Origin of the sequence: Clostridium zeae (genome assembly GCF_017312485.1) — a bacterium.
GTDB classification, from domain to species: Bacteria; Bacillota; Clostridia; order Clostridiales; family Clostridiaceae; genus Clostridium_AR; species Clostridium_AR zeae.
The window spans coordinates 367727-388039 of sequence record NZ_BMBA01000003.1; the positions used below are offsets into that span (position 1 = coordinate 367727).

The 20313-nt window shown below is 31.0% G+C and carries 16 protein-coding genes; 3 read left to right on the forward strand and 13 right to left on the reverse strand.

What is annotated here, in order from left to right:
• Nucleotides 1-252: 252 nt before the first annotated feature.
• The 4 genes from J3477_RS16425 to cdaA all read right to left on the reverse strand — a co-directional run bounded on the left by J3477_RS16425 (nt 253) and on the right by cdaA (nt 4756).
• The gene (locus tag J3477_RS16425) at nt 253-924 is read right to left on the reverse strand and encodes a ferredoxin-like domain-containing protein (protein ID WP_206871042.1); all 672 of its coding nucleotides are present in this window, start codon (nt 922-924) and stop codon (nt 253-255) included.
• 15 nt (nt 925-939) lie between these two features.
• Complete coding sequence (locus tag J3477_RS16430) at nt 940-2547, reverse strand: NAD(P)/FAD-dependent oxidoreductase (protein ID WP_206871043.1); 1608 nt, start codon at nt 2545-2547, stop codon at nt 940-942.
• A 185-nt stretch (nt 2548-2732) separates the two neighbouring features.
• Nucleotides 2733-3950 (reverse strand): CdaR family protein, encoded by a 1218-nt coding sequence (locus J3477_RS16435; RefSeq protein WP_206871044.1) that lies wholly within the window; start codon nt 3948-3950, stop codon nt 2733-2735.
• Entirely contained in the window at nt 3920-4756 is an 837-nt protein-coding gene (gene cdaA / locus J3477_RS16440; RefSeq protein ID WP_371874763.1) for a diadenylate cyclase CdaA, read from the reverse strand. The genes J3477_RS16435 and cdaA overlap by 31 nt, the downstream gene beginning before the upstream one ends.
• Nucleotides 4757-4994: 238 nt before the next feature.
• Between cdaA and J3477_RS16445 the strand changes: the two genes are divergently transcribed.
• A complete protein-coding gene (locus J3477_RS16445; protein ID WP_206871045.1) occupies nt 4995-5954 on the forward strand; it encodes a hypothetical protein in 960 nt (319 codons plus the stop codon).
• Nucleotides 5955-6020: 66 nt separating this feature from the next.
• A complete protein-coding gene (locus J3477_RS16450) occupies nt 6021-6641 on the forward strand; it encodes a cell wall hydrolase (RefSeq protein ID WP_228731298.1) in 621 nt (206 codons plus the stop codon).
• 16 nt (nt 6642-6657) lie between these two features.
• Here J3477_RS16450 and J3477_RS16455 read toward each other — a convergent pair whose 3' ends face one another.
• The 8 genes from J3477_RS16455 to ptsP all read right to left on the reverse strand — a co-directional run bounded on the left by J3477_RS16455 (nt 6658) and on the right by ptsP (nt 16259).
• Complete coding sequence (locus J3477_RS16455; protein ID WP_206871046.1) at nt 6658-7515, reverse strand: NAD(P)/FAD-dependent oxidoreductase; 858 nt, start codon at nt 7513-7515, stop codon at nt 6658-6660.
• A gap of 70 nt (nt 7516-7585) precedes the next feature.
• On the reverse strand, nt 7586-7900 hold the full coding sequence (gene trxA, locus J3477_RS16460; protein ID WP_206871047.1) for a thioredoxin: 315 nt from the start codon (nt 7898-7900) through the stop codon (nt 7586-7588).
• Between the two features lie 84 nt (nt 7901-7984).
• The gene (gene iadA, locus J3477_RS16465) at nt 7985-9160 is read right to left on the reverse strand and encodes a beta-aspartyl-peptidase (protein WP_206871048.1); all 1176 of its coding nucleotides are present in this window, start codon (nt 9158-9160) and stop codon (nt 7985-7987) included.
• A 31-nt stretch (nt 9161-9191) separates the two neighbouring features.
• Nucleotides 9192-10481, reverse strand: coding sequence for a tetratricopeptide repeat protein (locus J3477_RS16470; RefSeq protein WP_206871049.1), 1290 nt, complete (start codon nt 10479-10481; stop codon nt 9192-9194).
• A 354-nt stretch (nt 10482-10835) separates the two neighbouring features.
• Complete coding sequence (locus J3477_RS16475) at nt 10836-12263, reverse strand: DUF4652 domain-containing protein (RefSeq protein WP_206871050.1); 1428 nt, start codon at nt 12261-12263, stop codon at nt 10836-10838.
• Entirely contained in the window at nt 12253-12843 is a 591-nt protein-coding gene (locus tag J3477_RS16480) for an RNA polymerase sigma factor (protein WP_206871051.1), read from the reverse strand. The genes J3477_RS16475 and J3477_RS16480 overlap by 11 nt, the downstream gene beginning before the upstream one ends.
• A gap of 184 nt (nt 12844-13027) precedes the next feature.
• Nucleotides 13028-14188, reverse strand: coding sequence for an MFS transporter (locus tag J3477_RS16485; protein WP_206871052.1), 1161 nt, complete (start codon nt 14186-14188; stop codon nt 13028-13030).
• A gap of 454 nt (nt 14189-14642) precedes the next feature.
• Entirely contained in the window at nt 14643-16259 is a 1617-nt protein-coding gene (gene ptsP, locus J3477_RS16490) for a phosphoenolpyruvate--protein phosphotransferase (RefSeq protein ID WP_206871053.1), read from the reverse strand.
• Between the two features lie 431 nt (nt 16260-16690).
• On the opposite strand from ptsP, the gene J3477_RS16495 reads away from it, so the two are divergent.
• Nucleotides 16691-18697, forward strand: coding sequence for a sigma 54-interacting transcriptional regulator (locus tag J3477_RS16495; protein ID WP_206871054.1), 2007 nt, complete (start codon nt 16691-16693; stop codon nt 18695-18697).
• Between the two features lie 133 nt (nt 18698-18830).
• Here J3477_RS16495 and J3477_RS16500 read toward each other — a convergent pair whose 3' ends face one another.
• On the reverse strand, nt 18831-20279 hold the full coding sequence (locus J3477_RS16500; RefSeq protein ID WP_206871055.1) for a DEAD/DEAH box helicase: 1449 nt from the start codon (nt 20277-20279) through the stop codon (nt 18831-18833).
• Nucleotides 20280-20313: the final 34 nt, after the last annotated feature.

Below are 20313 nucleotides of genomic sequence, written 5' to 3' on the forward strand. Positions count from 1 at the left end.
TAATGTAATTATATCACTTTTAAACTGTATATAAATAAATATTATATAAAATTAATATTTTGTCATAATCTCTGAAATTGAGTGTATATGCAACAAAATGGACTAGCTATTCTTATATGACTAGTTAATTGATATTTAAAAACTTCCAAGTAGGATATATATTTATCAAAAATATCCTTTATCAACATTTTAACAAAAAAAACTTCTAAAATAGAAGTTTTCTGAAAATTTATAGAAATTTTTTTTGTTTTTTTATTTATTATATATCTGTTCAACACCGCTTTTAAAACTTTCAATGGATATTCTCTCAATAAAGTCACCTAACTTTTCACCAAATTCAGCTTCTTTATTATAGAACTCGTATATAGCTTCTACCATATTATAAGCTTCATCATCTGAAAGTTTTTCTGCTATTATATGCGGTAATTTAGGGTAAAATCCAGCACTTCCACCTGCAGTAACAATATAGCCTTCTTTGTCTCCAACAACAGCAATGTCTTTCGAATATGCACTAGTACAAGAATTTCTGCAGCCTACAACAGCTATCTTAGTTCTGTTTGGCGCCGCTGCTGCATAAAATCTTTTCTCTATTTTCATTCCAAGCTTTAGCGAATTCTGCTTAGCTCTCTTACAAAAAGACGCTGGACACAGCTCAACATTTTTTACTGAGTAGGCAGATACTACCCCTGGCTCCATACCGAGTTCTTGCCAAGCATTTTCAACATCTTCTGCTTTTATTCCAAGTATTGCAATTCTTTGACCGGAAGTTATCTTTATTACACCATTATATTTTTTAGCTACTTCAGCAAATTTAACAAGATCCTCTGGTTTTATAAACCCACCAGGAATTCTAGGAGTAATTCCATAGGTTCTGTTTTCATTCCTTACCTTTTGAAGAGTTGCATATTTAGGTTGTTGAATCATAATTATTCCCCCATCTTATTTATTATTAAATGGACAAAATTCTTTTATTATACTCTCAGCTACCTTTAATCCATCTACTGCAGCTGATACTATACCTCCAGCAAAACCAGCACCTTCTCCTGCAGGATATAAACCTTCAAGCGATATACTCTGTAAGCTTTCAGTTCTCTCTATTCTAACCGGAGCTGAGGTTCTTGTTTCTATTCCAGTCATTACAGCACTGCTGTCAGCAAAGCCTTTAATTTTTTTATCGAAATTTACAAGCCCATCCTTAAGAGCTTCTGTAACATATATCGGTAAACATTCCTTAAGCTGAACAAATTCGTAACCTGTCTTATATGAAGGAGTAACGTTTCCAATCTTAGTACTTATCCTGTCATTTAAAAAGTCTCCTACAAGCTGCACTGGAGCGACATAATTTCCCCCACCAATTTTATAGGCTAATTCTTCATAATGCCTTTGAAACTCCATACCAGCTAGTGGTGAATTATCTTTGAAATCCTTTGGACCTACTGTTACTACTATTGCTGAGTTAGCATTTTCTTTATCTCTTGCATGATAACTCATCCCATTTACTACTAGCCTTTTCTCCTCTGATGACGCTGCTACAACCTCACCACCAGGACACATACAAAAAGAATAGACAGATCTATCTATCTTATCACTTGAATGTGTAAGTCTATAATCTGCGGCTCTTAGTCTTGGATGTCCAGTATACTTTCCATATTGATTTAAATCTATCAATGATTGAGGATGCTCTATTCTTACACCTATTGCAAAAGGCTTTTGAGCCATTGCTATCCCTAAAGCATTAAGCATCTCATATGTATCTCTTGAACTATGTCCTATTGCCATTATTATGTTTTCACAAGGTACTTCATTACCATTAACTATAATAGCTCTTACCTTACCATCTTTTTGAATTATATTTTCAAGTTTTGATGAAAAATGAATTTCACCACCAAGAGCTTTTATTTGTTCTCTTATATTTCTTACAACCGTCTTTAATATATCTGTTCCTACATGCGGTTTCCCCATATAAGCTATTTCTTGAGGTGCACCTGCTTTTATTAATTCATCAATTACAAAGTCACATCTTCTATCCTTAATTCTTGTAGTAAGTTTACCATCAGAAAATGCTCCTGCTCCACCTTCTCCAAACTGAACATTTGATTCTGTATTAAGTTCTCCAGTAGCCCAAAATCTCTCCACAGTTTCTGTTCTTTTATCCACAGCCTCTCCTCTTTCAAAAACCAGTGGCTTATAACCATTCTTAGCTAAAAGAAGCGCTGCAAACAATCCAGCTGGTCCCATTCCAATAACAACTGGTCTGCTTTTCATAAGCTTGTTTCCATGTACTATCTCCTCAGCAGAAGTATACTCTTCAAACTTAACATCCTTGTCGTTTATCCTATTTAATACTGACTTCTCGTTTTTATGTTGAAAATCAACACAATAATTAAACTTAATTATATCTTTTTTTCTTGCATCAATAGATTCTTTTATTATCCTAAAGTTTTCTATCTCATCTTTAGAAATCTTTAATTTTTTTGCTATTTTATTTTTAAGTAATGAGATATCTTCATTTATATCAAGTATTATATTATTTATCCTTATAGGCATGTATTTTACCTCCATTAACATAAGGTCTTTGACTATTAATTTTAACAAAGGATTAGAACAATATCAACTGGTGTTTTATTGATATAAAAAAGAAGCTCATAAGTCTGTAAATTATATAAATATACAGGCTTATGAGCTTCCTTATAATTTTTAAAAACATATTCATATCAGAGTAAAAACCTTCATTACTGTTTCTTAGCTAGTACAGCTTTAACCTTATCACTACTTTGAGATACTATCTTTATCTTATCATTGCTATTGCTAATAACAATCGGAATAGTGTTCTCCCCTTCTTTAGCACCTGTTAGATCTACTTCTGCTTTTATACTATCTGCTTTGAATGAACTTATGTCATCTTCTAAACCACTAATTCTAACAGTTATTTTTTGTGGATCTATAGTTGCCTGGAGGCTGTCAGGTATGCTCTTTGAAGATATAGGTACTTCTATATCCTTCACTGTATATTTGTTTAAATTAAACTTCACCTTAACCTTACTTATGTTATCAGCTACCCTTACATTCTGAGGTATCTTTAAATTAGCACTTACTTCCTTTGAATCATTCATTGAAGATATATCAATCGCTTCTGTATCTATGCGGTTAATTCCACTCAACATTGTATCATCACCAACAAGTTCAACTTTTTCAGGTGTAGAACTAAAATCTTTCATAACAAATCCAGCAGGTAAGTTTCCCTTTGTAATAACGTTAATCGGTACAACTTTTCCCTTTTTTACACTTATGGAAACCTCAGCATTCGTAGGTGTTACCTTTACCTCATCTACATCTTTACCTGAATCATTTATTGCTTTTATAGGTAAGTTTAGTGTAGTATCCTGTTCGATATTTTTAAGTTCACTACTTACAACTAAGCTTTTCACACTATTTACGTATTCTCCAGGTCCAGATATAACGGCATTAGTAGGTTTAAGAGTCGGTGAGTCTGCATAAGTTCCGTTTTTAGTAGTAACCTTTATATCAGATTTTATTGGTATGCTCTTTTCCACATAATCATCTACTTTGATGGTAACTAACAAAAAACTATTGTTTTTTATATTAATATTAGTTGGGTAATTAACAATATCAACTCTTATCCTATTTTCACCTTTTTTTAGAGCGTAAGATGAAAGATCAACACTAACTTTAAATTGAGACGTTGTAACTTTGTACACTTCACTACTAGGACCTTCTAAATTTAAAGTCACATAAAAATCTTGATGAGGTGATAGCGCTAATTTAGACTCCTTTAATGCATCTGCATTAAGAAGTTCCACAGGTACCTTCTCTAACTTATACTCTCTAGTAGGGTTTTGCACGTTGGAAATATAAAGCCATAGCCCAAAGGAAAGAATTAGGCATACTATCCTTATAACTATTTCTGCCTTTTTATCCTTGTTATCCATACCTTCACCTTCTCTCCTAAAGTCTTTACCCTCTTTTCTCTCCTGTTTATCATAATACGTATTAATATACTTTTTAATTTATCCTTATCATAGTTTCTAGTAAGTCTTCCATTTACCGCTAAGGATATAGTTCCAGTTTCTTCTGAAACTATTATTATAAGTGCATCTGAAGTTTCTGAAAGACCTATACCAGCCCTATGTCTAGTACCAAGTTTCTTATTTATAGTTGTATTATTACTTAAAGGTAATACACAACCAGCAGCTACTATTCTGTCATTCCTAATAATTGTAGCTCCATCATGCAACGGAGTATTAACTACAAAGATATTTTCAAGGAGAGCGGAAGAAACTTTAGCATCTAATTCAGTACCATTACTTATTACTTCCCCAAGCCCTGTACTTTGCTCTATAGCTATAAGCGCTCCAGTTGCTGTATCAGCTAAGTTTTCAACAGCATTAACAAGCTCTGTTATAACTTCTTCTAATGCCTCATCATCTTGCATTACATGCAAGTCATCAAAGGCACTTCTTCCGATATGTTCTAGAGCCCTTCTTATTTCCGGTTGGAATATGATTATAATTGTTAAAACACCAATTGTTATTGTTTTACTTAAAATGAAATAAAGCATATCCAACCTTAAAAGGTAACTTATTGGTAGTAATGCAACTATTAATGCAATTCCCTTCAATAATTGTTCTGCTCTCGTTTCCTTTATCAACATATATCCTTTAAAGAAAATATAAGAAACTACTAGGATATCCAAAACGGACCATATTGATATATTTTTTATTGTATTAATTATCATACTAAAAACTTCTTGCACTTCTGTCACCCCTAATATCCTAATCTATTAAAATTATACACCAATTATACCCCTCATATATATACAATCGTAATAAAATTTGTATTTTTTACTATTTTCACAATAGTAATATTTAAAAAATTTTAGAATATAACTAAACTAAAGATTAAATTTTAAAACTAACCAATAAATTTGTATTTCAAAAACATATTCATATGAAAAAAATGAGGAGGTACCTTAAATGATTGAAATACTAAAAAAATACAATAAACATATAATTATTTCTGCAGGAGCAATTTTAATAATTGCTATATCAGTTTATTTTTTCATTAATAATTTTCTTTATCCAGAACGCAAGCAATTAGCAGATATAAGTTCTACTATCGCGAATATAAACGAAAACTTAAAAAAACCAATTGTTTCTTCATCCATGGATACTGAACTAGCCATAAGTACGCTTACAGATAATTTGTCCAAGCTATTAAAAGAAAAAAATAAACTTGAGCAAATAAAACCATCAGCAAAGTATAAAAATACATATGATAACTTATCTTTGGGATTGAATAATAATATGAAGCTCTATGAGCAAACATTAAATATAATGAAAAATCCTTCTTCAAAAGATATACAAGCCTCTCTTCAAAACTTAACTAAATATGAAGAGGACTGTATTAAATATTACAAGCTATGTAAAAGTAATGGAGTGAGTGTAAATCTTAGTTCGAGCTTCTCAAACTTTTTTTCTAGCGTATCTAGTTATGTGAATCAATTAGTGAAATTAAATAGAGACTCTGATATAAAGACTAGCCAAAAAAACGACTTTTTAATCGCATTTGATAACTGTATTAAAAATTTTTCTCCTTTAAAGGAAGACCTAAGCGCTGCAGTAACTAGAGCCCAGGATGAAAAGCGCTCTCTTTCAGGCATACAAAGTGATGTTGAAAATAAAATTATTCAGTTAGAAAAATTAAAAACCTCCTTATATGAACTCTCAGTTCCATCTGATGGAGTTGAATGTTTTTCAGATTTTGAGGAAACTTTAAAATCATATGACACTTATATTTCTACTCTATCTGATGCACTAAAATCACAAGACAGTCAAACAGAAAAGCTTAAGGATGCTTTTTCAAAGTATGATGATATGAATTCCTCATATGCAAATTTTAATAAAAGTTATGATGCTTACAAATCTAAAAATTAAATATGTATGAAAAATATACCTTTGGATACAATATGCTGAGAGGGTAAAAACCAAAGGAGGTTTTTTATGAGTAAACTTAAATGCTGTATTTTCTTCCTTTTTATCTTTTTAACCTTTGACAGCGTTAGTGTATTTGCAAATGAATTAGTAAATTATTCTCCTATAAACGATGGCCCTAAGATTATTATGAGTAAGGATATAAAAGAAAATAATATAAAGTTTTATGGAAGAGGAATATCAAATGAATCTGGCGAATTGTACCATGAAAAGGAATCAGTAGTAGAGGTTTTTAACTATCAAAATCGTCATCTATATTTGACGGATGATGATATTTATCTGATGTCTCAGGTAGTATTTGCTGAAAGTCACGGGGAACCATACGAAGGAAAAGTGGCAGTTGCATCGGTTATACTCAATAGAGTTACAAACCCCAGTTTTCCAAATTCAATTGAAGGTGTTATAAAACAGAAAAATGCTTTTTCATGCGTAAGAGATGGAAAGATCTCTGTAACTCCTGACAACGAATGTCGTGATGCTGTTATTGATGCAATTAAAGGCAAAGATCCTACTAGTAATGCATTATTTTTTTACAACCCTCAAACATCAACTTGTAGTTGGATGAAACAAATTGATAAAAAGAATATGAAAACTATCGGAAAACATGTATTTTTTCAAACAAAAAAATAAGAGATGACCTCATCTCTTATTTTTTTGAATCAAGATATGCTACTGCACTCAGAGCTGCAACTTGACCTTCTCCTGCCGCTTTGATGTATTGGTAAGGTTTCCCAACACAATCACCAGCTGCAAAACATCCATCTATATTGGTTTGCATTAACCTGTTTACCACTATGTGACTTTCAGATACATCTAATCCTGGTACAAGTTGTGAAGGTGAAATACTGTCTTTCAGAACAAATACCCCATCAGTAATCAATTCACCTTGATCAAATATTATCTTTTCTACTTTTTTGTCACCAACTATTTCTAAAGGCTTCTTATTTAATATCTCTATACCTTCTTTAATATCATATTCTCCTTTGTACATAGGTATATAATATACCTTGGCCGCAAGTTCACTAACATAATTAGCCTCTTCTTCAGCCTCTTTATTATATCCAACTATACTAACTATCTTACCTTTATAAAGTGGCGCATCACATGTAGCACAATAACCTACACCTTTACCTAGTAATCTCTCTTCTCCAGGTATAGGTTTTGTATATTCAACACCGGTAGCCAGTATTATTGATTTCGCTTCATACATCTTTTCATTTACCATTAAAGCAAAGTAATCTCCCATTGCATAAATGTTATTTACTTTTTCTTCTGTAATGCTAATTCCCATTGCTTCTATATGATTTTGAAAGTTTGTTTTCAATTCATTTCCTGTTAAATCATAAAACCCTAAATAATTATTAATCTTGGGAGCTTTAGATAATTTAGAACTAAGCTCTTTATTTCCAAAGATTATTAAGTTTTTATTTCTTATCTTAGCATTTATTCCAGCAGAGAGTCCTGCTGCACCTGTTCCTATAATAGCAATATCATATCTATCCATCTTCCATTCTCCTTTGAAAGCTTCAAAAAACCACCAGATGGTATTTAAGCCTTCGTAATGAAGCGCTTTATTATAAATTTCTGTTGATTATATTTACTAAATCATTTTTAGGTCTAAATCCAGTAATTTTATCTACTTGATTTCCACCCTTAAAAAGTATTATTGTTGGTATACTTGATATATCGTACTTATCTGCAAGCCCAGGATTGTTGTCTACATCTACTTTAACAAATGTCACATCTGTCATATCTTCAGAAAGTTGTTCTAAAATCGGAGCAATCATTTTGCACGGACCACACCAAGTAGCCCAAAAATCTACTAATACTAATTGATTGTTTTCTAATACAATTTCATTAAAATCTTTTTCTTCCACATGCTTAACCATAAAAGTTCCTCCTAATAACATACCCCTAATAGGTATTTATAACTCTATTATATATACTCATGATAAAAAGTCAAACATATGCACTTATTTTTCAAAAGTTCCTTTAACAATAATATTCTTGTTATCCATTAATACTTTTCCTTTAGCAACTACAGTATCTATCTCAAGTCCTTCTCTATCTAATAAAACTAAATCAGCGTCCTTGCCGGATCCTATTCTTCCTTTAGTATGTAACTTTAATATATCTGCCACATTTGATGTTATGACTTTTATTGCCTTTTCAAGAGGTATGTTTTCTTCTAAAACAGCATATTTTACTTCTTCATACAAAGAATTAACTTTGCATATCCCCATACCTACCATCTCTTTCCTTTCATTAAATGCAGGCATACTTCCATTACCATCTGAAGAAAAGGTTATATGCTCCTCTGGTATTCCAGCTTCTAATGCAAGTTTTAAGCCTCTACTTGCACGTAATTCACCTTCTTCTAAACAGTTAGGATCAAAGCTAGTAGTGAGATCAATAAATCCACCTTTTTGTACATATTTTAGACTTATATCAAATAATTCACCGTTTCTATTCACATGGGTAGGTAACATCTGATCTGGTGGAATTTCAGTATTCTCTATTACTTCAAACAAATAATCTAATCTCTTAGCGCCATCACCAAGATGAATGTTAACAATTCCAGCTTTTCCTGATAATAATCCACCGACCCTCGCCTGCGCAACGACATTTGCAAATTCGTCATAAGTTGGTTGTGAACTTCTATGGTCTGATATAGCTACCTCACCAACTCCTATAACCTTATCCAACAACATTAGATCTCCTTTTATGTTTTCAGTTACAGTTTTAGCAGGTATTTGATATGAGCCTGTATAGCAGTATGTAGTTATACCTTCTTCCTCTAAAGCATGCGCTTTAGCCAAAAGAGCTACCATGTTTCTACATATATCATCTGTTCCAATACATCCTACAACAGTGGTAATGCCTGCATTAACAAGCTCACTAAAAGGCAATTCTGGAGTTCTAGTCCTAAATCCACCTTCGCCCCCTCCACCCATTATATGTACATGACAATCAATTAACCCTGGTACTAAGATTTTTTTATTTCCATCTATCACTGATATATCAACAAAATTATTAGGTACATTTATGCTGTCGTAAATACCCTCTATCTTGTCTCCAACTATTACTACATCCTTTATTCCTAAATGTTCAGGTGCATAAACATCAATATTCTTTATAACAGTTATCATAAGATGCCTCCTATTTAAAAATATACATAAACTACTGAGTATTTAGTATGTCTTTAATTGTTGAATTATAGTACATAGATTTGCTAAAATCCTTTGATATTTTTTCTGCATATTGCTTTGCCTTATTCTTATCACTATTATTATTTATAGTTGCAAGCTTATAAAGACATTCAGCAGTATAATCACCACTATAATAATTATTTACATACTGATCATAATATGCTAATGCCCTCTCATAATCCTCTAACCTTTCATTGGTAGCACCGAGCATATATATAATATGTGGATTTAAATAATTATCCTTAGAGAACTTACTTGCTTTTTCAAATTCTATTTTAGCTTTTGCAAAGTCCTTTGCACCGAAATAACTTCTTCCAGCATCATAAAAACTAGCCACTCCAGTACTTATTAACAACTGCTCACCACTGTTATAAGCAATCTTATCGTTAACACCTAGTTTTTCTTTGTCAAAAGTAGTTATTATGGTATATAACTTATTATAATCCTTATCATTAACAGCTGCTTTTACTTGATCTATTGGAAACTTTGCTACTCCCTGACTACTATTTTCAGTGGTTTTATCAGCCGCACTATTATTAGGAACTTGTTGTTTTGTATTATTAGCAGTCTGATTTGTATTAACTTTATCCACAGAATTAGTCTCATCCTTTTTAGTAGCTTTTGAAGCTATATAATTTATTCTAACCTTGCTTATGTACTGACTAACAGGTTTATAAAGTAAATATGACATGATGCCTACAAAACATATCATCACTGGAATTATTACTAGTTTAAAGTTTATATTTGGCTTATGCCCCTCTGAAAACTCTTTTATTACTTTATAGTTATCTAAAGCAACTTTGTTATTCTTATCTATCCCTCTTACAATATCAATACATTCCTTAGCTTTTTCATATTCTCCCCTCTTTATAAAACAAAAAGCTATTGCATTGTTAACATTTATTTTATTAAAATCACTCTCACTGCAAATACTCAATTTTTTCTCAGCATCATTTATGTACATTCCTTTTATATCTTTTAACGCTTGGTCATATAGAGCTAATCTCTCCCAATCTTTTTGTATATCTTTTAAATAACCTTTTGATATCCCATCGTCGTTGAAGTCTTTATTTATCTTCCAAGCAGCCTCTGCTGATTTCAAATCCCCCTTTATATATAAAAGTAATCCTTTAAGATTTAGAGCAGAAGTATTTTTAAGATTTTCAGAGATAAGCTTTTCACATATTATTAAAGCTTTATTTATTTCTCCATTTTGAAATAAGTGTATAGATTTATCATATTGTTTCTTCCAATCCTTCATAAGTTACCTTCCTTATGTATATAAGATACCTATATACTGCCTTTATGTTATATTTACGTTTTTATGAATTATATATACTAGTAGCTTAGTCTAACTTCAATTATAAAGTAGTTTATCTATAAAATTAAAAGCCAACCTTAAATTTAATAAAATAATCCACGTATAATTATACCATTAAAGCTTTTTATAAAGAAATATATTCCATTGTATCGATAAATCTTTATCTAAAACCAAGTCTCTTTAAATTTTTATAAAACAAAAAATCAATCATATAGGAAAGAAGCTTTCCAATATATGATTGATTTTTATTTATTAAACCAAATATTTATTTTTCATTATATAAGTATATTAATTCTATTTTCCTACGTTCCCCTGCGGTAAAGTATTAGCACGAGTAACTTTCCAAAGATTAGTACCAGTTTCTTGACCTAATATCACTAATTGATATATGCTATCTTTCTTATCTTCAGTCAAAAATTCTACACCATATATTTTAATATTTTTAAATTCAGCTGGCTTAAAATAATCTTCGAATTCCTTATCACTTATTTGCACTATTTGATTAATATATGTTTTCTCCTTTAAACCTGCTGGCTTAATAAAGTTCATCTCATCTGCTAAAATACCAGTTCTGTTTACTGAACGGTCTCCACTTAATAATTTATTGTAATTCTCCAAAACATTATATTCTTCATGTTTTTCTTTTGAGTCTGCCAAAGCGTTAAAAATCTCATTTGCCTGATTAATGTCGAAAGTAGCTGTATTCTTGATTGTGCTATAAGAATTCATACTGCTATCATTATACTTTATCAATGACATTTGTATTTTATTCTTTTCTACTTTTACTGACGTTACTTGTTCCATTGGAGTGTAAACTCCATAAATTAGCACCGTATTGCCTTTATCTATATTTAGGGCATAAAGGCTACCTCCATGAGTAGTTTTTCCATCTGCGGATCCTACAATTATGAATAAAGTATTATCATCATTCCACTCAACATATAACGGAGCATTATATTTAGCATTATTAGTAACAACTCTATAGTATTTAGTAGAGTTTAATGAATTATTCTTTATAGCAAGAAAGCTAGGACCTTCTTTATCTATGTTATCGCCTTTTCCAATTATATATGCTTCGTATTTTTCATTAGGTGATGCTTTTGCCTTTGACTTTCCCTTTAATAAGCCTTCATTAGCTTTCTCTACATCTATTTCACTTAAATCAACCACTGGATAATTGAATACATTATTAGTTAAAATATCTTCTTCGCTCAATATGCTATAATCAGTATCAAACTTAGCTTTACTACCAGTGTTATAATTATTCTGAGATAAGCTGTTTTCCTTGCTATTCTCAATACCACTTGCTTTCGAATTATCCACATATGCTAGTGACATAGATTTATCGCTCTTACTTCCTGTTGTAAAAAAATTAGTACGATCTTTTAAGAAAGCTATACTTGTAATCACAAATATAAAAGATGCTGCAATTGCATATTTGCTTTTATTCCTTATAAAATGGTACTTTATATTATTTTTATAACTCTTTTTATATCTATTTTTATCTATAGAATTTATTATTTCAACTCTTGAGCTTTTAAAGTCTATATCTTCAAAACTTAGTGATTTAGTAAGTATATCATCAAGTTCTTTTTCTTCCTCATAAAGCTTTCTACAACTTTCACATTCTATAACATGATCATCCATTGATTTCTTCATCTCTTTTTTCAATTGATTTTCTACATATAAATCTAGTTTTTTCCTAAAGCTATCACAATTCATTGCTGGCACCCCCTTGCTCCAATGTTTTATTATAATATAAAGAGTTTTTGAACTTCTCTCTCAGCCTGTAATACTTTCTTTTAACAGTAGATTCGCTTATTGAAAGAATCTGAGAGATATCGAAAAATGTTCTTTCACCACTGTATCTAAGTAGAATAATTTGCCTATCAACTTCTTCTAGTGATTGAATAAATGTTGTTACTTCTTTTTTTAAATCTACAAATTCCAACTGTTCTTGTGGTGAAGCTTCCTTAGATTTTACATCCTTGGCATCTTCTATGTTTGCTTCATATACTCTTTTAAATTTCCTTATAAAATCAATGGCTTTATTTTTGCTTATTTGAAGTAACCAATTTGAGAATTTATATTTTTTATCATATAGATACAGCTTGTTATAGGCAGCAATAAATGTTTCTTGAGCTATATCCTCTGAAGCTTCTTTATCTTTTGTTATTGAGTAAACAAATCTTAAGACTATCAATTCATATTTATTTACTAAAATATTAAAGCTATCTATGTTTCCATTAAGCACTTCACTCACTAGTTCTATGTCCTCATTCAAATCTCTCACCCCTACCATACTTGTTTCACCACAATATACCAATTTGTATATTTCACCCTATATACGGATAATACAATACATTAGTTCATTTTCTCCAAATTTATTTTATAATTTTACATACAATAAAAAATAGAGGATATGTTTATTAAAAAGTATAAACATATTCTCTAAATAATTAAACTATAATATGAAATCTGAAACATTATACTCTGCACTTGTGTTCTAGTTTTTTATCTCTATCATACAATCTTGCATATATAAATATCAAGCTAAGAACTGAAACCGAAAAAATCACTCCGCTTAAAGGTATCACTCTAAGAGTAAATTTATCTATCATTATCCCTGCAATAGATGAATATATACCAGCTAATATTGAACTAACTCCACCTATTATGCTGTAAGCTGTATTTTGCTGTTCCATGGGAACTGCTTCACTAGTCATGTATTTACTTACAATCTCGAAAATTCCGTATGTTATTATTTGAGTAAAAGATAACAGTATTAGTTGAATATATGATGTTGCAAAGTACATAAAAATAAATCTAATGATATATGCAAGCATCGCAAATATCAGTAAAGAGCTCTTTTTTCTATTTCTCATCAATTTTTGTGCTCCAAAATAAACTGGTGCTTCTACAAAAGCTGCAATAAATGCTGAAATTCCTACATGTGTGGTAGTTCCACCTAAATCAATCATAAGTAGAGCACTAAATCCCATAACATTTAACACTAATGCATATACAGCTGAAATAATCATAATCAACATAAACTCTGTATTTTTAAATAATAGAATAGGATTTGACCTTTTCTTAGTTTTCTCTATTTTTATATCATTAATCCCTCTTGTACTTACTAACGTTACAAGCATAAAAAAAGCATAAAAGAAAAACATGTTAGAAAGACCAATAATCTCAAATAATTTTCCCGTTATTAAAGATGCAAATGCGTAACCTAAAGCTGCATAAGCTCTTATTCCACCAAACTCTTTCCTTGTTTCCTTAGAGCTATTAATAGCCCAAGTTGTCATCAACATCACAACTGGAGCCTGCACAAACGCAAGAACCGCTATAACTATTATCAAAATGACTCCATTAAAAAAACTTATAAAAAGAGAAAGAATCAATAAAATACCAAGCATAGGAAGCATAAACCTTTTTATTGTACCTTTTAAATCACAAAGATACCCTAAAAAAAGTTGTCCTCCAGTGCCTGCAATTATATTAATGGCATTTATTATACCAACCTCTACATTATCTAATCCCTTAGATTTCAAATATACTAATATGAATAAGTTATATATGCAACTCCATATATTTACTAATACTTGAACTTCCTTAAACTTAACCACTTCATTTTTTGCCATAGTATAACGCCATCCCCTCATACCCCTACATTAATTTAAATGTATCACTACTGTCCGTACAAATCTCTTATATCGTACTATCCAATTATTTAAATGTAAATTGATTTTCATAGAAAGAAAATTATTCATAGAATTATCAAATTTATTAACATGTTCTTTATAAAATGCTATAAATAGTTTTCTAGATTTAGACGAAATAAAAATTTTACACCTCCCTATACAGTAAAAAAGAACAAGGCTTTTGCAAATGCAAAAGCCTTGTTCTAAGTATTTGTATTTAGGGATAAGTTGTATTTTCTTATGAGTACTATCAGCCTTTAATATATACTTCAAAAGTATATATTATTTTCATCTTTATAGGGTTTAAAAATGAAACTTTATTTAGTTATAACTATTAGGGTTAGTTATACTGTGTTGTGAGCTGATAATACCCTATATTAACTTAATTTAAGAATTATTCTTGTTCTATTATTATTTTCTTAGCATTTAATATTGAACTAGCACTCATTGAGAACTCATCTAATCCATATTCTACAAGTGTTGCAATTGCTGCTTCATCTCCAGCCATTTCTCCACACATTCCAACCCACTTACCATGCTTATGAGCACCATCTATTGTCATCTTTATAAGTCTAAGTACAGCTGGGTGCATTGGGTTGTATAGGTAAGATACCTTTTCACTCATTCTGTCTGCAGCTAAAGTATATTGAATTAAGTCATTTGTTCCTATTGAGAAGAAATCAACATGCTTAGCTAACTCATCAGCATAAACTGCAGCTGCTGGGATTTCAACCATGATACCCCATTGAGTTGTTTCTGAGTATTCTTTACCTTCTGCCTTTAATTCAGCCTTACATTCATCAACAACTTCTTTAGCTTGAACGAATTCTTCTAAACCTGAAATCATTGGGAACATTACACAAAGATTTCCGTATATTGATGCTCTAAGTAATGCTCTTAATTGAACTTTAAATAGCTCTTTTTTATCTAAGCAAAGTCTTATTGCTCTATATCCTAAGAATGGGTTCATTTCTTCTGGTAATGGAAGATATGGAAGTGTCTTATCTCCTCCGATATCAAGAGTTCTTATAACAACTTGCTTTCCTTCCATCTTTTCAAGAACATACTTGTAGCTTTCAAATTGTTCTTCTTCTGTTGGAGCACTATCTCTATCCATGTATAAGAATTCTGTTCTGAAAAGACCAACTCCGTCTCCACCGTTAGCTAAAACTTGGTGTACATCTTCTGGCTTACCTATGTTTCCGCAAACTTCTATTCTCTTACCTGACTTAGTAACAGTCTTAACGCTTATAAGCTTCTTTAATTCTTCTTGTTCAGCTACAAACTTCTCTCTCTTTGCTACATATTCTTGAACTGTAGCTTCATCTGGATTTACTATAACAACACCTTCGATACCATCAACAATTACAGTATCACCATTCTTTACTGATGTAGTTATATCCTTTAATCCAACAACAGCAGGTATTTCAAGTGTTCTTGCCATTATAGCAGAGTGAGATGTTCTTCCACCTATGTTAGTTAAGAATGCAACAACCTTGCTTCTATCAAGCTGAGCTGTATCTGATGGAGTTAAATCGTGAGCAACAACTATAGTATTTGCTTCAGTTATCTCAAAGCTATCAACTTTACCAGCTATATTAGCTATTATTCTCTTAGAAACGTCCTTAATGTCAGCAGCTCTTTCTCTCATATAAGCATCTTCCATTGATTCGAAGATCATAACAAAAGTATTAGTTACTCCATCAACAGCCTTCATAGCATTAACACTATTAGTTTCTATTTCAAGTTCCATAGCTCCAGTAAATTCTGGGTCATCTAATAATGTAATGTGAGCTTCAAAAACCTCAGCTTTTTCTTCTCCCATTGATTCAACAGCTTTTGCTTTTATCTTTTCTAATTGTTCCTTTGAAGAAACCAATGCTCTTTGAAGTAATTCTTTTTCTGCTTGTATATCATTTATCTTTACGTCACTTATTACTATCTCTTCATGCTCTTGTATAAAAACCTTACCTATTGCATAACCTTTTGAAGCTGCAATACCTTTTCTCATTATGTTACTCCTCCTTATAAATAAACGAATAAAAAATTATTCCATATGTCTAAGTAATAGACCTTAAATCATAAATACTTAAATTTTATGTTTCTAGCCTTTAATTTTATTAGCAATTACCATGCCAACTTCTAATTCACTCTATATTTGTGATGATTTTTTGCATTTTAAACCATTTACTGTAAAAATATTTGTAATTCTTATGATTATAATGACAAAATTTGCACAATATTTATTGTTACAAATAACTAATCTTATTATTCTCTTAAAGTTAATTACTTAGCTCTTGATATTTTTTATCAACCTACCTTCTTACTTACTAATATATTCTATTACAAACCCTTAAAATATATGATATAATATGAGTTGATATTTTTTATCAACATCTAAATACCTTGATAAATTTTATCAAGTTCCTATGGAGGTGCCCTATGTATTCAAAAGAAATTTTTATAAAAGACCCAAATGGATTACATACAAGATTCGCAGCTATGATAGTAAATAAAGCCTCACAGATAAAATCAAGGCTTAATATCAATTTATATATAAAAAAAAGTGAATATACTGATTGGCTAGGAATAAGCATGCTAGCACTCTTATCTCTAAGAGTACATTCGAACGAAACAGTTCTTATAGGCTGCAAGGAAGAGACCCCTACGGGCATAGTGGCAGTCCAAGAACTTTTAGACTATATAGAAACTCATATAAATCAAGGTTCTACTTTAATGAATCCAATAGATGTTTTTATAGAAGAAAGTAAGATTGCTAATGATCAGATTTTAGAAAACGTACCAATTGGAATTATAGTTATAGATATGAACTACAACATTATAAGCATTAATGACTATGCTTTAAGTATAATAGAAATGAAATATGAACAAGTAATAGGAAAAAACGTCAATGACATCATTCCAACTAGTGAACTTCCTCAAATTATAGAAAGAAGGATAAAACAGTTCGGACAAATTCAACATATAAATAATAAGACTACAATGGTAAATCGTAGTCCTATCTTCACTAATGATACCGTAATTGGTGCTGTTGGAGTTTTTCAAGATGTTTCTGATCTTGTTGGGATGAAGGAACTTAATGAAAAGTTTAGTAAAATACTATCAGCTTCTCATGACATGATTTGTTTTGTTGATGAATATGGCAAGGTAAGTTACATCAACCCTGCATATCGAGAGCATCTTCCAATATCCTCTCAAAATGTAATAGGAAAAGATATCTTTACACTTTCTCCTAATGGCTATAGAGTAAAAGCTTTCACCGAAAGAAAAAAAATAGAAAATATGATTCATAACAAAGAAAATATAGAAATAATAACTACATTGGATCCTATATTCATTGATGGAGACTTTAAAGGAATAATCTCCACTTCAAAACCCATAAATGAAATCAAAGAGCTTATGGGAAAATTAAAACGTTCTGAAGAGGAATTAAACTATTATAAGGAAGAACTAAAAAAACATACTTCTTTAGAATCATCCTTTAAGGATATAATAGGCTCCTCTGGTACCCTTAAAGATATATTGCACATATGCGAAATGGCTTCTAAAAGTACTTCAACTGTTCTTATTAGAGGAGAAAGCGGAACCGGAAAAGAGTTAATAGCTAAGGCTATACACAGTAATAGTGATAGAAAAAACAAACCTTTTATAAGAGTTAACTGCGCTGCAATACCTGAAAATTTATTAGAAAGCGAACTATTTGGTTATGAAAAAGGAGCTTTCACCGGTGCTGTAAAAAGCAAACCTGGTAAATTTGCTATAGCAGACCAAGGAACTATCTTCCTTGATGAAATAGGTGATATGCCAATTACAATGCAGGTTAAACTTTTAAGAGTTCTTCAAGAGAGAGAAATCGAAAGTCTTGGCGGTTTATCTCCTCAAAAAATAGATGTGAGGGTTATAGCTGCTACAAATAGAAACCTTGAAGAAATGATATCCCTCAATGACTTTAGAGAAGATTTATATTATAGACTAAATGTGCTTCCTATTAATCTTCCACCTCTAAGAGATAGAAAAGAAGATATAGGACTTTTAGTAGAACACTTCATAACCAAGATAAATGAAAAATTAAATATAAATATAAAAGGCATAAGTAAAGAATGCATACTTTTATTACAGGATTACTCCTGGCCAGGAAACATAAGAGAATTAGAAAACATAATTGAGAGAGCTATGAATTTATGTAATGATGAATATATTAGAGAGATAGATCTCCCTTCTTTCCTAAAGAAGTCTTCCGCCAGCAACAAATCACCTATAAATCTCGATGGAGATGATTTATTACCTTTTGAAGAGTATGAAAAACAGATAATAAAGGCTGCAATGGATAAATATAAGAGCTATAACAAAGCAGGAAAAGCCTTAGGACTTACTCATAGGACTATAGCCTTAAAGTGTCAGAAATACAATCTTATAACTAAAGATTAATCTACTAAAGATGCTCTTAGCTTATTTCATATAACCAATTAAAGACCTCGCATGTGAAGGATTTTACATCATCATCTATGCGAGGTCTTTATAATTGTATCTTCAATAATTCATTATTTAATTAACTCTTATTTTACTTCTTAGCTCTTTGAGCTTTAACTGACTTCCCTTTAATAGTAATGTTAGTATTTAGTCCATCTAGAACTTTACTTCCTTTTCCATTAAGTATATCAATATAGGAAAATCCATCTTGAATATCAATAATACCTATGTCGTCGCTTGTTAATCCCTCTACGCTAAGAATTGCACCAACAATATCTCCTGGTCTTATCTTTTTCTTTTTTCCTGCATTTATATAAATCTTATATACCTGCTTATTAAGTTCACTACTCTTATCTTTTTTCAGTACAGGCTTTGTATTTAGTTTATCTAAGAAATCTTTTTTCAAATCATTAACTAAATCTTTGCTTGGAATTTCCTCTCTTTCAAGATTAAATCCTAGATACTCTTCAATTTGCAATAAAAATCTATTGTCATAATTGTTTACAAAAGTTATTGCCTTTCCTTGCTTACCAGCTCTTGCCGTTCTACCAGTTCTATGTACATAGCTTTCTTTTTCCATAGGAATATCATAGTTTATTATATGACTAACGTCCTGAACATCTATACCTCTAGCAGCAACATCTGTAGCTACTAAAATTCTAAATTTGCCTCTTTTAAATGCATTCATTACATCTAATCTATCCTTTTGCATCATACCACCGTGAAGTTTATCACAAGGAAAACCTTGAGCGCTTAGCTTGCTGCTTACCTCATCTACATTTTCCTTTGTGCTACAAAATATTATAGAGCTATCGATATTTTCTACTATTAATATATCTTTCAATAGGTTAAATTTGTATTCATATCCTACCTTGTAGCAAATATGCTTAATTCTTTCTGTGGTTATCCTCTCTGGATTTACTTCAATTTTCATTGGATCATTCATATATTTTCCACATAACTTATCGATTTCTTCTGAAATAGTTGCAGAAAAAAGCATTGTAACTCTATTTTTAGGAAGTTTCTTGATTACATCTTCAACTTGATCTATAAAGCCCATATTAAGCATTTCATCAGCTTCATCAATAACAAGATACTTGATCTTATCTAAGGTTATGCTTCCTCTATCTATATGATCTAATGTTCTTCCTGGTGTACCAACCACTATGTGTGTCCTCTGTTTCAACTCCCTAGCTTGATCACTAAAAGGTTGTTTTCCAAACACAGCTGCAGCTCTTACTCTTTTAAGTCTACCTATATTGGCTATCTCTTCTTTTACCTGAACACAGAGTTCCCTAGTAGGCGTTAGTACTAAAGCCTGGGGATCTCTTTCTTCTATGTCTACACTTTCACATAACGGTATAGCAAACGAAGCTGTTTTACCGCTTCCTGTTTGTGATTTCACTATTATATCCTTATTTTCCATAGCTTTAGGTATAACTTGCTGTTGTACCTTTGATGGATTTCTGTACCCTAGTTTATGTACTGCCTCCAAAATTTGTCCACTTAAATTTAATTCTTCAAAACTTAAATTATCCATCTATCATTAACCTCTTTGTTTGTTAAATACTTTC

Coding starts and splice junctions, on each gene's coding strand:
- J3477_RS16425 (WP_206871042.1), bottom strand. CDS start 924: ATGATTCAACAACCTAAATATGCAACTCTTCAAAAGGTAAGGAATGAA.
- J3477_RS16430 (WP_206871043.1), bottom strand. CDS start 2,547: ATGCCTATAAGGATAAATAATATAATACTTGATATAAATGAAGATATC.
- J3477_RS16435 (WP_206871044.1), bottom strand. CDS start 3,950: ATGGATAACAAGGATAAAAAGGCAGAAATAGTTATAAGGATAGTATGC.
- cdaA (WP_371874763.1), bottom strand. CDS start 4,756: ATGATAATTAATACAATAAAAAATATATCAATATGGTCCGTTTTGGAT.
- J3477_RS16445 (WP_206871045.1), top strand. CDS start 4,995: ATGATTGAAATACTAAAAAAATACAATAAACATATAATTATTTCTGCA.
- J3477_RS16450 (WP_228731298.1), top strand. CDS start 6,021: ATGAGTAAACTTAAATGCTGTATTTTCTTCCTTTTTATCTTTTTAACC.
- J3477_RS16455 (WP_206871046.1), bottom strand. CDS start 7,515: ATGGATAGATATGATATTGCTATTATAGGAACAGGTGCAGCAGGACTC.
- trxA (WP_206871047.1), bottom strand. CDS start 7,900: ATGGTTAAGCATGTGGAAGAAAAAGATTTTAATGAAATTGTATTAGAA.
- iadA (WP_206871048.1), bottom strand. CDS start 9,160: ATGATAACTGTTATAAAGAATATTGATGTTTATGCACCTGAACATTTA.
- J3477_RS16470 (WP_206871049.1), bottom strand. CDS start 10,481: ATGAAGGATTGGAAGAAACAATATGATAAATCTATACACTTATTTCAA.
- J3477_RS16475 (WP_206871050.1), bottom strand. CDS start 12,263: ATGAATTGTGATAGCTTTAGGAAAAAACTAGATTTATATGTAGAAAAT.
- J3477_RS16480 (WP_206871051.1), bottom strand. CDS start 12,843: ATGGTAGGGGTGAGAGATTTGAATGAGGACATAGAACTAGTGAGTGAA.
- J3477_RS16485 (WP_206871052.1), bottom strand. CDS start 14,188: ATGGCAAAAAATGAAGTGGTTAAGTTTAAGGAAGTTCAAGTATTAGTA.
- ptsP (WP_206871053.1), bottom strand. CDS start 16,259: ATGAGAAAAGGTATTGCAGCTTCAAAAGGTTATGCAATAGGTAAGGTT.
- J3477_RS16495 (WP_206871054.1), top strand. CDS start 16,691: ATGTATTCAAAAGAAATTTTTATAAAAGACCCAAATGGATTACATACA.
- J3477_RS16500 (WP_206871055.1), bottom strand. CDS start 20,279: ATGGATAATTTAAGTTTTGAAGAATTAAATTTAAGTGGACAAATTTTG.